Below are 12,214 nucleotides of genomic sequence, written 5' to 3' on the forward strand. Positions count from 1 at the left end.
AGCAAGAAGCGCGGTCTAGGCCAAGGGGGATTTGGAGCGCAAGGCGAGGGGTGGGCCGCCACGGCCCGAACGCATGATATCCGTGCGATGTGATCATTTGTCATCAGAGCAAAGAAAAAGGGGGCCGAAGCCCCCTGATGCCTGTCCCTTACGGAAACAGCTTTTTCACATAGTTCGGCAAGGCAAAGGCGGCCTTGTGAACCTCCGGGTTGTAATACCCGGTATCGATTCCAGCCGCGGCAAAGCGCGCCTCCAGATCCTCAAGCCGCACATTGCGGGCCTTGTCCGAATGGCTGCCCCAGCCAAAGGCCATCGGTCCGCCAGCATAAGTGGGCACGGTGGCCAGATAGCAGGAGGCATCGGCAAACAGCGCCTGGAACGCGCGCAGGGTGCCGGTCAGCTCATCGCCCTGCATGAAGGGCACGCCGTTCTGCGTGACGATGATGCCATCCTCAGACAGCGAGCGAGCTGCATGTCCATAGAAGGTGTCGGTGAACAGCACTTCGCCGGGGCCGATGGGATCGGTGGAATCGACGATGATCACGTCGAACTTCTCAGTGTTCTCTTTCATGAAGAGCGCACCGTCATTGATCACCAGATTGAGCCGCGGGTCGTCAAAGGCGCCGTCGCTCAGCATCGGCAGATACTCTTTCGAGAAATCCACCACGCCTGCATCAATCTCCACCATGGTCACATGCTCGACCGAGGTGTGGCGTAGCGCCTCGCGGGCCATGCCGCCGTCGCCGCCGCCAATGATCAGCACGCGTTTTGCGTTGCCATGGGCCAGAATCGGCACATGGGTCAGCATCTCGTGGTAGATGAAATTGTCGCCTTCGGTGGTCTGCACCACGTCATCCAGCGTCAGAATGCGGCCGAACTGACCGTTCTGAAACACCTTTAGGCGCTGATGCTCGGTGTTGCTGTCATAAAGCATCTCATCGACGCGCAGGGATTGCGCGTAATGCGCATGCAGGCGTTCGGTGTTCCAGGTCTGATCGCTCATGCTGCGACCTCCTTGGATGGGATCCCCTTGGCGAGGAATTCCTCGCCGCGCAGCAGTTCGCGTACCTCAACGGTGGGCGTATCAAAGGCCTCTTTCAGCACATCAACCGCGTTCCACGGTTCGGCATCACCGCACATGAAGACGTCAAAGGCGCCATAGCCGATCTCGGGCCAGGTGTGGACGGAGATATGGCTCTCGGCCAGCACCGCGACACCGGACACGCCCTGCGGCGAGAATTTATGGGTGTGAATATGCAGGAGCGTTGCGCCACAGACTTCGACGCATTTGCGGAACGCGTTCTGAATGCGGGTTTCGCAATCCAGACCGCTGCCGTTCATGACCTCGATAATGAGATGGGTTCCGGCAAACACCTTTCCATCCCGACGGATGAAATGGTCTTCGCGATCCGAATCCACAAGTGAGTTTACGATCGCAGTGGTTGCACTGCGGGCGGTATCTTCCTCTTGGGCGCCTGTCTCCAGACCGATCCCCAGTTGGAAGAGGTTGGCGTCCGTCATGACACTCCCCTTCGTTCCAGTAGATGACAATCCAGCCGGCCCTTAGCGCCCCCCCGGATAAGAGTCCGGGGTTGGGATCGGTACCGAAAGTGAAGCGGCATCTATGGTGGGGGCGGGATTCGATCAAGAGGTTTTTTGTAAAATGAACGGGATCAGCCCATAAAAAAGGCCGGGGCAAGCCCCGGCCGTAAGGTGGTTCCGTTGCCCGGGGATCATGGGCGCCAGAACGGAAGAGTTCCTTGATGCCGTGCCTCTTCACGGGTTAGCCCAACATCTTTGAGCAATTCCGGAGGCAATTGGCGCAATGCCTGGCGGGTGCGCTGACGCACTGTCCATTTGGTGACCAGAACCGCAAAGGAGACTGCAACCTCCGCCAGCACCGGCAGGGCGGGGCGGCTGGAGAGATAGAGCATATCCGGCGAAGGTGGTGTTGCGTTCTGTGTCATGGCATTTTCCTATTGTACTGATACAATCCTGTGTTAATATCACAATAATTGGGTACAATTTGTGGGGCGTCTTGTCCAAGGAAGGATTGTAATGGGTACAATTTGGCCAGATGAGCTGCCAACCGATCTTTCTGGCCAGTCCGGTCCTAAATATCAGCGAGTCGCCGATACAATCCGAAACGCGGTTGAGGATGGGACGCTTTGTATTGGTACAAAGTTGCCACCGGTGCGCGAGCTGGCTTATCAGTTGAAAATCACCCCCGGAACCGTGGCACGCGCCTATACACTGTTGACAGACGATGGCCTGCTACAGGCCGAGGTTGGTCGCGGCACCTTTGTCGCAGAGCGCCAGACCAAGGTGCCGGATGACGTTTGGTCGCGACAGCTGCATCTGCAAGAGGCAAAGGACCCCGACCATGTCAGCCTGTTCAGTCCGCGCCTGGTGGATGTCGGGCAGGTGGCTGCTATCCGCGAGGCGCTGATTAAAGTGTCGCAAAGCGACGCGCTACAATTTCTGAACTACCCGACACGCGATGCCTATCGCCCCTTGCGTGAGGCTGTGGTGAACTGGCTGTCGCAGGATCCACTGGGCCCGCTGGATGAGCGTGACGTTGTGCTGACCCATGGCGGGCAGAATGGCATCCTGACGGTGATGCAAGCCATTCTGAAGGGGCCACAGCCTACGGTACTGGTCGAGGATCTTTCTTATGCCGGCTTTCGCCGCGCGGCTGAACTGGTACGGGCCAAGGTGGTCGGCGTTGCGATGGACGAGCATGGCATCCTGCCGGCTTCGCTGGAGCTGGCGATCCGCAAAACAGGCTCAACCGTTCTATGCACCAGTCCCGAGGTGCATAATCCGACCGGGCTTTATACGCCGCTGGAACGTCGCCAGCAGATCCTTGAAGTTCTACGTCGCCACGATGTACAGATCATCGAGGACGACTGCTACCGCATGGGGGACGCCCGCGCGCCAAGCTACCGCGCCCTGGCGCCGGATCTGTCCTGGCATGTCTCGTCGATTTCCAAAACCCTGACACCTTCGCTGCGGGTTGGTTTCGCACTGGCACCCAAGGGCCGTGGCCCGGACCTACGGCGTATGGCAGAATACAGTTACTTCGGGATCGCGCAGCCGGTTGCCGAGCTGACGCGCCTTCTGCTGTCTGATCCGCGCACAAGGAAACTGGTCGCCGATGTGCGTCGCGAAATGGACAATTACATACGGATCGCTGTCAACACTCTGGGTGGGTTTGATCTGATCTGGTCGGAGAGCGTGCCGTTTCTGTGGCTCAAACTGCCCTCGGGCTGGCGCGCCGCAGCATTCACCCGCGCGGCGGAGGCGCAGGGGGTCCAAATCCGATCCGCAGATGAATTTGCCCTACGCGATGGTCGCGCGCCCAATGCAGTGCGGATCGCGGTGAACGGTCATGTCTCGCCCAAACGGTTTGAGGAGGCGATGCTGCGCCTGCGCTCGCTGCTCGACAACCCACCGGAGCAGATCAGCGTCTGATTGTTGCTCGCACTGGGGGCTGTCCGGCAAAGGAAAAAGGGCCTGAACAGCCAGGCCCCTTTATATATAGACACGGTGATCGATCGGGTCGGTTATTCGACCAGGATCGACACGCCCGAGGCGTGGTTGCCTATAAACGACCAGTTGTCGCGACCAGCTGCGATGCCAGCGGTAACGGCAGCGGCCAGAAGACCTGCAGCCGAGGCGCCGCCAACCACTGTGCCGTTCAGCTCAGGCTTAAGCGTGGTCCGGCCGGACTGTTCGCCTGCATTGCACTGCACATAGGCCGGGGTCGGACGGCGTTTGAGCACCGGAACGTTGACTTTTGCTGGGGTAATGAATGTCGCCTTGAATTCGGTGCTTTCGACTGTGCACCTTGCGCCAACAACCTCGCGCATGTTGGCGCTGCTGGGCTGACCGCCTGTCGCCTTCATCTTTTCCTTGTCCAGCACGACATGCGTGCGGAAGGTCAGTTCTTTGTAGCCCTGAATGCGCGGCGCTGTCGTGCTTTGATTCTTGAGCGCCACCGTCACCGGGGGAGCGGTGACTTCGGCGTTTTGCATACAGGCACACAGGGCCAGCGGCAGGGCGCCAGCCAGAGCAAGTTTTCGAAACATGTAATGAGATCCTATAATTCGTCTTTCCGATGCAGCTTTAACGTGTGAGACAGCGGCTGAAAAGGCGCGCCGACCTGTTCCGCGTCGACAGTTGCGGTTTTTGATCGGGCAGCAGCGCATCGGGCGGCATCAAAAATTTGGGGTATTATCATACCTATTTTGTAAGATGTTGTTTTTAAATGATTTAATGTATTTTCAAGGTGTTGACCTATGCGCGAGCCTGCCGTAAACCCCGTCCATCGAATTCGGATGCATCACTTTGGGTGTGTCCTTCACGTAAACAGGATTGACCTGCCATGAAAACCTTTTCTGCTACACCGGCAGACATCGACAAGAAGTGGATCCTGATCGACGCCGAGGGCGTTGTTCTGGGCCGTCTTGCCTCGATCATTGCCATGCGCCTGCGTGGCAAGCACAAGCCGTCGTTCACACCGCATATGGATATGGGCGACAACGTCATCGTCGTCAACGCTGACAAGATCCAGATGACCGGCAAGAAGCGCGAAGAGCACTTCTACTGGCACACCGGTCACCCCGGTGGCATCAAATCGCGCACCAAACAGGAAATCCTGGACGGTGCCCACCCCGAGCGCGTTGTCTATCAGGCCGTCAAACGGATGCTTCCCGGCAACCGTCTGTCGCGTCAGCAGATGACTAACCTGCGCATCTATGCAAGTGCCGAGCACCCGCATGAAGCCCAGTCCCCCGAGGTTCTGGATGTTAAATCCATGAACAAGAAAAACACCCGGAGCTGAGACCGATGGCTGATCAGATCAACACTCTCGAAGAGCTCGGCGCCGTTGCAGGCGTAGAAACCGTAGCCGAAGAAACCATTTCGCGCGAACCCGTTCGTGACGAGTTGGGTCGTGCCTATGCAACCGGCAAACGGAAAGATGCGGTTGCCCGCGTCTGGATCAAGCCGGGTTCCGGCAAGGTCTCCGTCAACGGTAAAGAGCTGAACGCATATTTTGCACGCCCTGTGCTGCAGATGATCCTGCGCCAGCCGTTCCAGGTTGCCGGTGTCGAAGGCGAATTCGACGTCTACGCAACCGTCAAGGGCGGTGGCCTCTCCGGTCAGGCCGGTGCGGTCAAGCACGGCATCTCCAAGGCGTTGCAACTGTACAACCCGTCCCTGCGTGGCGCGTTGAAAGCTGCTGGCTTCCTGACCCGCGACAGCCGTGTCGTTGAGCGTAAGAAATTCGGCCGCCGCAAAGCGCGTCGTTCGTTCCAGTTCTCCAAGCGTTAATCGCTGGATCACATGGATTGAAAAAGGCCGCAGAGCAATCTGCGGCCTTTTTCTATGTTTGACCTGTTTGATGTCGGCGCAGGTGTCGCAGGTGTTGCCTGCTACCAGCCTCAGCTGTCAGGTTCGATCAAACCCAGCCCGCGCAGGTAAATGCCAATGCCGCTTTCCAACAGATCCTCAGGCGGGAAGGGCGAGGCCGCGCCGGGGGAGTTTCGCGCGTAAAGCTCGACCACCCCATGGCTCATCGCCAGAATATGGGCCGAGAACATCGAGGCCGGGGGGCGCTTCTCAACCGGGATATGCTTGCTTAGGTCTGCGGCGGCCCGTTCCAGGATGGCACGGGCGCGGTTGGCGGCCTCTGCCAGCTCTGGCGTGCGGTTCACGGAAATGCCACTCTCGAACATTGCGATGTAATGGCCCGGATGTTTGCGCGCAAACGCCAGATAGGCCCGGCCTGTGGCCTCAAACGCGGCCAGGGCCGAGGGCTGATATTTATCATAGGCGTGCTGCATCAGGTCGGTAAACATGACATAGCCCTGCCTGCCGGCCTCTGCGATCAAATCCTCGCGCCCCTTGAAATGGCGATAGACCGCCGCCGGGGTGACGCCTGCCTGTTTGGCTGCTTCCGAGAGGGTGAAACCGGTCGGGCCCTTGGCCTCGATCAGATGGAGTGCTGCCTCAACCAGAGCCTGCCGCAGGTTGCCGTGGTGATATCCGCGTTTAGGCATCCCAGAGATCCGGGCCGCCAGAGATATCGCCATCCAGATCGCCAAGCGCTTTGGCATCCTTGTTGGGATAATCCAACGCATGCAACACCTGCCGGATTGCCGCCAGCCGTGCGCGTCGCTTGTCATCCGATCGCACGATGGTCCAGGGTGCATGTGAGGAATGGCTGCGCTTTAGCGTATCAGCAATAGCGGTGGAGTATTCCTGCCAGAGGCCCAACCCTTTGATGTCAATCGGGCTCAGCTTCCATTGCTTTAGCGGGTCGGTTTCGCGGGACAGGAACCGGCGCAGTTGTTCGGCACGACCGACGTTAAGCCAGATCTTGAACAGCTGAATCCCATCCTCGACCAAGGCTTCCTCAAACCCGTTGACCTGATCAAAAAACCGTTCTCGCTGCGCATCTGTGCAAAAGCCAAATACCGGTTCCACCACGCCGCGGTTGTACCAGCTGCGATCAAAGAAGACGATTTCACCCGCTGACGGCAGATGGGTGATGTAGCGCTGGAAATACCATTGGGTCTGTTCGCGCTCGCTGGGTTTGGACAGGGCCACGATGCGGGCACCGCGTGGGTTCAGGTTTTCGCGGAACCGCTTTATTGTGCCACCCTTGCCTGCGGCATCGCGCCCCTCGAACAGGATGGCGATACGTGCCCCAGTCTCTCGCGCCCAAGACTGCATCTTGACCAGTTCAATCTGGAGCTTGGCCATCTCTTTTTCATAGCGCTTGCGGCTCATCCGTGTGTCATAGGGATAGCCGGGATCCAGCAGGGCCCCCTTGTCCGCGCCTTTGATCGCTGCGCGGATCTCATCGGGGGCTTTGGTTTCGTAAAACGCACTGATCGCGCCATCAAAGGGCAGGGGCATAGAAAAATCCTTCTGTCTTCTGTCCCTTATATGGGGCTTCGCCGCGAAATGTGAATCGTTTTAACGTAATTTGATGCGCGCGGCGGCGCGATCTACAGCTGCGACAACCGCTTCGGTGGCCACCTGATGCGGCATGTGCCCGATGCCCTCCAGCACGGTGAGATTTACCGATGGTACATCCCGGGCCAGCTGCCGTGCGTGCAGATCCAATCCCACAGTCGTGTCAGCGCGACCATGCACCGCCTCGATCGGCAATGACAGGTCGCGATAACGTGGCACCATGGTCTCAATCTCTGCCAAAAGGTTTGCCCGTTGACGTGCATTGGCCCGGAGTGCTGATCGCCGCAGCGTGAGACCAGGACCGAAATGCTCAAAATACCCCGCCGGAACAGGTTGCGGAGCGAAGACCTCTGTCAGGGCGTTGCGAATGGTGGTTTCGGGGACATAGGCGGTCAGCAGGGGTACGGCCAGCCGCTGACCCAGCGGCGAGGAGGTTACCTTGTAGAACAGGCTCAGCGGTGTGGGCCAGGGGTGGGACACGGATCCGATCATGACCAACGCTGACAGGCTGTCAGGGGCGTCCAATGCCCAAGACAATGCGACGCCGCCGCCGTAGCTCTGACCCAGCACGATAGGGCGCTCGGCGCCGAGTTTTGCAACCGCGCCCCGGATCAACGCCGCCTGCGCACGCAAAGAGGCCTCTGCACCACGGATGCGGTCGCTGTAGCCCAGTCCGGGCCGGTCCACGATGATCACCCGGTAGCGATCCGTCAGCGCCGGAGCGAGCCGGAAGGTCATATCGCGGATATGACCACTGGCACCGTGGATCAACACAAGATCAGGCGCCTGGTCCCCCGGCTCCAGACCAGGCGGTTGGCCCAAATCCAGCAGATGAATCTGCTGGCCGTGCACCTCGATAAACTCACCTTGGGGCGGATAGGCGGCCACTGCGGCAGCCTCCCGCACAGAGGCGCGCCACAGGGTCACCCCGGTGCCAAGCGCGAGCACAAGCGCAGCGATCAGCACCTGTTTAATGGCCAATCTTCGCCATATCAAAAGGCGTGGATTGATAGATGGCATTGATCCAGTTGCCATAAAGAAGATGCGCATGACTGCGCCACCTGTTCTGCGGTTTGCGGCTGGGATCATCGTCCGGGTAGTAGTTCATCGGCACGTTTATTGGCGTGCCGCTGGCCACGTCGCGATCATATTCCTGTTTCAACGTGTCGCTGTCATATTCAAAATGATTGAAGATATAGAGCGCGCGATGGTTCGGATCCTCGATCAGGCAGGGGCCTGAGCCATCGCTACCAAGCAGGCTGCGAAGGCCGGGTCTGCTGTCGATCTCATTCTGGCGAATTTCGGTCCAGCGCGAAACGGGTATAACACAATCATCTGAGAAACCACGCAAATATGGAGAAGCCGGATCAAGGTTCTGATGCCGGAAACAGCCAAATATCTTGTGATCCAACAGATGTTTTTTGACACCGTGGAAATAGTTGATCATCGCCATGCCGCCCCAGCACACGCCAAAGGTGGAATGCACGTTGGTCTGGGTCCAGTCAAACACCTCGCACAGCTCATCCCAATAGGTGACATCCTCGAACTCAAGATGTTCAATCGGTGCGCCGGTGATGATCAAACCATCGAATTTCTCGTGTTTGATCTCCTGAAAGGAGTGGTAGAATTCGGCCATATGTTCAGCAGCGGTGTTGCGGGTCTGATGCTCGGTCATGCGGATCAGCGATAGGTCGATCTGCAAGGGCGTCGCGCCGATCAACCGGGCGAACTGGTTTTCGGTCTGGATTTTTTTCGGCATCAGATTGAGCAGACCGATGCGCAGCGGGCGGATGTCCTGACGTGCCGCCTGATCCGGCGACATGACCATCACGCCTTCGTTCGTGAGAACGTCATAGGCAGGGAGGTCTGAAGGGATCTTGATCGGCATATCTTGTCCTTTGGTTGTTTATCCCCGCCCAAGGTTGGTTGGGGTCTTGGTCACGTGATGTAGAAGGCCTAGCCGCGCGCCTCAAGGGCACCCGCGATCACGTCTGTGAAATCGGCCTCGGTGCGGATCGTGGAAATCTGATCGGCGGTGACCGTGACACCCCATTTTTCGGCCATCGCAGCATAGCGGGGCTGGCGATGAGCCAGCGCCTGCGCATAGGTCCAGCGAATGAAACTATCAGGATCCACATCGGCCTCTGATAGGGTGTTTTCCTTTAGATACTCTTGCCAAACACGGGTCAGAAAAGCGGGTTCATAGGCCATCGGCTTGGGTGCGCGATCAAATCGACGGATCAGCTCTTGGGTATGGGCCTCGTCGCCCTTGATCCAAACCATCAGCGTATTCTTTGCAAGCTCGGTCAGTAGGGGGTCGCCCGGATCATTGGCATCGACCCATTCGCAGATACTGCCGCCGGTGTCGCAGATGAAGTTCGGGTAATCATAAAGCCGCGCAGCCCGGTCGATGAAATAGCCGGTATCACGCAGCGCGTTCAGCTCAGCAGTGCGGAACTGGTCCTGACGGCGGGTGTATTCCTGCATTGCCAGCCCACCCTTGGCCGGATCACCGGGTTTGCCCAAGTAGGACGCCACCGGTGTCAGGTTCTCAAAGCTGATGTTGGAGCCGATGTAGATCGAGTCCGACAAAAGAAGATCCCGCAGGAACGGCACTTTCATTGCCTCGGCCTTGGCATTGTCAGCGATATATTCGCCCATGTAACGGGTGCCGATGCGGTAATCGATGGAATAGTGAAACCAACTGCCGGCGCCGCGCAGGATATTGCTGATATAGGTTTTGCCCAGACCGGACATGCCAAAGAACAAAACCCGCTTATGCGGCGCCTTACGCCACTCTTCGGCAGACGAATAGAGCATTTGAAATCCGGTCCCTGTTGGTTCCTTGCCTTGCTACTGACCAATGTCGCGTGGGTCAATCAGCAGCGCCCGAAGGTGACCTGATCAGATGTAGTCGTGACACGAAAAACCCCCGCACCATGGGTGCGGGGGCAAAGCTGGTCCTGGCCCTGTCTTTGTTGCAGCGCGGCCTGTAAGCGCACGCAGGTTTTACGCCAGGATCAGAAGCTATAGCCGACCTTCAGGCCAAAGCTGACGGCGTCGTTGTCGCGAAAGTTCGCGACGCCCACAGCACCACCGGGCGCGGCAATTGCGTCACCCAGTTTGGTATAGCGGATACCGGCAGAGATCTTCATCTTGTCCTGAGTGTACTGCACGCCAAGGCGGATTGCCTCATAGCCGTGCGTCGGCGCGAGCGGTGACACGAGGTTGTCGCCATCGACATCTGCATAGATTACCGCAAGCGAACCAGACCAGTTCTCGTTGAATTTGCGACCTACACCCAGCGTGTAGGTGACGGAGTCATCAAGGTCGATCAGGTCTACGGTGCGACCGGCCTGACCGCTGAGGCCCGGCACAACCAGATTGGTGACGCTATGCTCTGCCCAACGGACACTGCCAAACAGCAGCGTGTCTTTTGCAATGCCGGTCTGCAGGTCTAGATTGACCGACTGCGGTGTTTTGGTTTTGGTCGAGGTTGATGCGGTGGCACCGGTGACGAAAGTTTCAGTCAGGCTGAATTCGTGTTCGATTTCGGAACTGTAGGTCAGAGCCGCGCGGAGAGCGATTTCCGGGACTTCGTAAGCGACACCGGCCACCCAGCCAAAGGCACCATCCTTGTTGACCTGTACGTTGTATTGGCTGCCGATAGAGGAATAGGCTCCGCCCGCAAGGTTAATCGCGCCGTCAATTTCCTGATAGCGGATGCCGCCGTGGACGCTGAAGTTTTCGTTGAACCGGTAGCGCAGCAGTGCAGTGATTGCATTGGAATCTGCCACTGCGGTGGTGCCGCCCAAAAGGAGTGAGCTTCCGACCGGGTAATTCACGTCGACGCCCCACGGCTGATCGAAGATCACTGCGAAGGACAGCTGCTCGTTGATGTCCCGCTTGTAGCCTGCGCCAAACATGTTGAAGCGGTCGCCGACATCGCCGGTCGCAGATTGAAAAGGGTTACCCGGTGAACCGACGGTGGTGGTGGCGCGGTCATTACCGGACAGATCTACAGATGAGGTCGCCACGGAAAACTCGGCGTAGGTGCCTTCTTCAAAGATGATGCCAATCGGCTGGCCGGTCCGATCAAGACCGCTGGCCATAGCGGAGCCGGAAGCCAGCGCCAGCGCCGCTGACGTTGCAAGATAGCGTTTCATTATTCCTCCCTGTCCGAACGTTAAGCGTCCGGTTGTAAACATTGGGAAACGCTAGCAAGGCGGTATTTTTCGGTCAATGTTGACGCAAAGGCAAGCAACGGCAAGAAGATTAGGCAGAACGGCCTTGTTCTGAATGCGCACGCAATCGTCCTGCGGCATCAAGGATGTTGATGTAATTGGCGCAGAAGATCACCGCCGCGCCTAGCAGGATCCAAAGGTTAAGCGCTTCACCATAAATCAACATTCCGGCCACAGCGATGGCGGGCAGGCGTGCAAAATCAATTGGCACCACAACGGTGGCAGGGGCAATGGAGAGTGCTTTTGTCATGCAGAAATGCGCCGCCAGCCCGGCGCAACCGATGACCAGCAACCAAAGTGCCGTTACGGCATTTGGAATTGAAATTGCACCATCCCAACCTGATATAGCCAAACCCATCGCCAATTGCAGCAGCGTCAGCCATAGCAGGATTGAGGCAATCGGCTCGTGCCGGGTCAGTCGTTTGGTGAATATGATGGTCAGAGCAAAGAAGATGGCAGAGGCCCCAGCGGCCAGCACGCCAGCGTTCAATGTCTCAGGGCTGGGCCGCGCGACAATCAGAATACCGATGAACCCAAGTGCGGCTGCCAACACCCGTGGTCGCGTCAACCGCTCTCCCAGAAGGAGAGGAGAGAGCATCAGAACCCAGAGTGGCGATGTGAACTCGAGCGCAAAAACCTGTGCCAGCGGGATCAGGGTCACAGCAAAAAACCAGAGGTTCTGCCCAGTGAAATGCGCGGCATTGCGGATGAGGTGCAGGCCCAGCCGGTCGCGCCGTACCTGGCGCCAGCTGCCCGTCGCGGTCAGAGCCACGACGACGATCACCAGGCCGACTGCACTGCGGTAGGTCATGATCTCAAACGTGTCGAGGCTCAGACCGGCCTCTCGCCCGGCAATCGCCATGGCAGAGAAGGAGACAATCGCCCCGATCATCCAGATCGCAGCCGTCCCAATCGGTCGGTCGTTCAATTCCATCACTGCCCCTCATGCGCCATTCTAACGGGCAGAAGGGGGCAGTTTTCAA

14 protein-coding genes are annotated in these 12,214 nt (G+C 58.2%); 3 read left to right on the forward strand and 11 right to left on the reverse strand.

Going from position 1 to position 12,214, the window contains the following annotated elements:
• Nucleotides 1-148: 148 nt before the first annotated feature.
• The 3 genes from speE to PhaeoP97_RS07155 all read right to left on the reverse strand — a co-directional run bounded on the left by speE (nt 149) and on the right by PhaeoP97_RS07155 (nt 1,967).
• Nucleotides 149-1,003 (reverse strand): polyamine aminopropyltransferase, encoded by an 855-nt coding sequence (speE, locus tag PhaeoP97_RS07145; RefSeq protein ID WP_072504491.1) that lies wholly within the window; start codon nt 1,001-1,003, stop codon nt 149-151.
• Nucleotides 1,000-1,521 (reverse strand): adenosylmethionine decarboxylase, encoded by a 522-nt coding sequence (speD, locus tag PhaeoP97_RS07150; RefSeq protein WP_072504492.1) that lies wholly within the window; start codon nt 1,519-1,521, stop codon nt 1,000-1,002. Before speD ends, speE begins: the two co-directional genes overlap by 4 nt.
• Nucleotides 1,522-1,733: 212 nt before the next feature.
• Nucleotides 1,734-1,967 carry a DUF1127 domain-containing protein gene (locus PhaeoP97_RS07155; RefSeq protein WP_024097372.1) on the reverse strand — a complete coding sequence of 78 codons (234 nt, stop codon included), beginning with the start codon at nt 1,965-1,967 and terminating at the stop codon, nt 1,734-1,736.
• A gap of 91 nt (nt 1,968-2,058) precedes the next feature.
• Here PhaeoP97_RS07155 and PhaeoP97_RS07160 point away from each other — a divergent pair, with 91 nt between their 5' ends.
• Complete coding sequence (locus PhaeoP97_RS07160; protein WP_072504493.1) at nt 2,059-3,474, forward strand: aminotransferase-like domain-containing protein; 1,416 nt, start codon at nt 2,059-2,061, stop codon at nt 3,472-3,474.
• Between the two features lie 92 nt (nt 3,475-3,566).
• On the opposite strand, the gene PhaeoP97_RS07165 is transcribed toward PhaeoP97_RS07160, so the two are convergent.
• Nucleotides 3,567-4,091, reverse strand: coding sequence for a hypothetical protein (locus PhaeoP97_RS07165; RefSeq protein WP_072504494.1), 525 nt, complete (start codon nt 4,089-4,091; stop codon nt 3,567-3,569).
• 296 nt (nt 4,092-4,387) lie between these two features.
• Between PhaeoP97_RS07165 and rplM the strand changes: the two genes are divergently transcribed.
• Both rplM and rpsI read left to right on the forward strand, forming a co-directional pair.
• Nucleotides 4,388-4,846: a 50S ribosomal protein L13 gene (gene rplM, locus PhaeoP97_RS07170; protein WP_072504495.1), complete on the forward strand. Its 459-nt coding sequence runs from the start codon at nt 4,388-4,390 to the stop codon at nt 4,844-4,846.
• Between the two features lie 5 nt (nt 4,847-4,851).
• A complete protein-coding gene (gene rpsI / locus PhaeoP97_RS07175; protein WP_040168968.1) occupies nt 4,852-5,337 on the forward strand; it encodes a 30S ribosomal protein S9 in 486 nt (161 codons plus the stop codon).
• A 110-nt stretch (nt 5,338-5,447) separates the two neighbouring features.
• Here the strand turns inward: rpsI and PhaeoP97_RS07180 are convergent, their stop codons facing one another.
• The 7 genes from PhaeoP97_RS07180 to PhaeoP97_RS07210 all read right to left on the reverse strand — a co-directional run bounded on the left by PhaeoP97_RS07180 (nt 5,448) and on the right by PhaeoP97_RS07210 (nt 12,165).
• The gene (locus PhaeoP97_RS07180; RefSeq protein WP_072504496.1) at nt 5,448-6,065 is read right to left on the reverse strand and encodes a TetR/AcrR family transcriptional regulator; all 618 of its coding nucleotides are present in this window, start codon (nt 6,063-6,065) and stop codon (nt 5,448-5,450) included.
• The gene (gene ppk2 / locus PhaeoP97_RS07185) at nt 6,058-6,927 is read right to left on the reverse strand and encodes a polyphosphate kinase 2 (protein ID WP_072504497.1); all 870 of its coding nucleotides are present in this window, start codon (nt 6,925-6,927) and stop codon (nt 6,058-6,060) included. Before ppk2 ends, PhaeoP97_RS07180 begins: the two co-directional genes overlap by 8 nt.
• A gap of 60 nt (nt 6,928-6,987) precedes the next feature.
• Complete coding sequence (locus PhaeoP97_RS07190) at nt 6,988-7,968, reverse strand: alpha/beta fold hydrolase (RefSeq protein ID WP_083570337.1); 981 nt, start codon at nt 7,966-7,968, stop codon at nt 6,988-6,990.
• The gene (gene metA / locus PhaeoP97_RS07195) at nt 7,958-8,875 is read right to left on the reverse strand and encodes a homoserine O-acetyltransferase MetA (RefSeq protein ID WP_072504499.1); all 918 of its coding nucleotides are present in this window, start codon (nt 8,873-8,875) and stop codon (nt 7,958-7,960) included. Before metA ends, PhaeoP97_RS07190 begins: the two co-directional genes overlap by 11 nt.
• Nucleotides 8,876-8,943: 68 nt before the next feature.
• Nucleotides 8,944-9,807: a hypothetical protein gene (locus tag PhaeoP97_RS07200; protein ID WP_014879924.1), complete on the reverse strand. Its 864-nt coding sequence runs from the start codon at nt 9,805-9,807 to the stop codon at nt 8,944-8,946.
• A 200-nt stretch (nt 9,808-10,007) separates the two neighbouring features.
• Nucleotides 10,008-11,153, reverse strand: coding sequence for an outer membrane protein transport protein (locus tag PhaeoP97_RS07205; protein WP_072504500.1), 1,146 nt, complete (start codon nt 11,151-11,153; stop codon nt 10,008-10,010).
• A gap of 109 nt (nt 11,154-11,262) precedes the next feature.
• Nucleotides 11,263-12,165 carry a DMT family transporter gene (locus PhaeoP97_RS07210; protein ID WP_072504501.1) on the reverse strand — a complete coding sequence of 301 codons (903 nt, stop codon included), beginning with the start codon at nt 12,163-12,165 and terminating at the stop codon, nt 11,263-11,265.
• Between the last annotated feature and the right edge of the window lie 49 nt (nt 12,166-12,214).

Source organism: Phaeobacter porticola (assembly GCF_001888185.1).
GTDB lineage: Bacteria > Pseudomonadota > Alphaproteobacteria > Rhodobacterales > Rhodobacteraceae > Phaeobacter > Phaeobacter porticola.

What these genes read in the sequence shown, in the direction of transcription:
- speE (WP_072504491.1), bottom strand. Translation starts at nt 1,003, where the DNA reads ATGAGCGATCAGACCTGGAACACCGAACGCCTGCATGCGCATTACGCG.
- speD (WP_072504492.1), bottom strand. Translation starts at nt 1,521, where the DNA reads ATGACGGACGCCAACCTCTTCCAACTGGGGATCGGTCTGGAGACAGGC.
- PhaeoP97_RS07155 (WP_024097372.1), bottom strand. Translation starts at nt 1,967, where the DNA reads ATGACACAGAACGCAACACCACCTTCGCCGGATATGCTCTATCTCTCC.
- PhaeoP97_RS07160 (WP_072504493.1), top strand. Translation starts at nt 2,059, where the DNA reads ATGGGTACAATTTGGCCAGATGAGCTGCCAACCGATCTTTCTGGCCAG.
- PhaeoP97_RS07165 (WP_072504494.1), bottom strand. Translation starts at nt 4,091, where the DNA reads ATGTTTCGAAAACTTGCTCTGGCTGGCGCCCTGCCGCTGGCCCTGTGT.
- rplM (WP_072504495.1), top strand. Translation starts at nt 4,388, where the DNA reads ATGAAAACCTTTTCTGCTACACCGGCAGACATCGACAAGAAGTGGATC.
- rpsI (WP_040168968.1), top strand. Translation starts at nt 4,852, where the DNA reads ATGGCTGATCAGATCAACACTCTCGAAGAGCTCGGCGCCGTTGCAGGC.
- PhaeoP97_RS07180 (WP_072504496.1), bottom strand. Translation starts at nt 6,065, where the DNA reads ATGCCTAAACGCGGATATCACCACGGCAACCTGCGGCAGGCTCTGGTT.
- ppk2 (WP_072504497.1), bottom strand. Translation starts at nt 6,927, where the DNA reads ATGCCCCTGCCCTTTGATGGCGCGATCAGTGCGTTTTACGAAACCAAA.
- metA (WP_072504499.1), bottom strand. Translation starts at nt 8,875, where the DNA reads ATGCCGATCAAGATCCCTTCAGACCTCCCTGCCTATGACGTTCTCACG.
- PhaeoP97_RS07200 (WP_014879924.1), bottom strand. Translation starts at nt 9,807, where the DNA reads ATGCTCTATTCGTCTGCCGAAGAGTGGCGTAAGGCGCCGCATAAGCGG.
- PhaeoP97_RS07205 (WP_072504500.1), bottom strand. Translation starts at nt 11,153, where the DNA reads ATGAAACGCTATCTTGCAACGTCAGCGGCGCTGGCGCTGGCTTCCGGC.
- PhaeoP97_RS07210 (WP_072504501.1), bottom strand. Translation starts at nt 12,165, where the DNA reads ATGGAATTGAACGACCGACCGATTGGGACGGCTGCGATCTGGATGATC.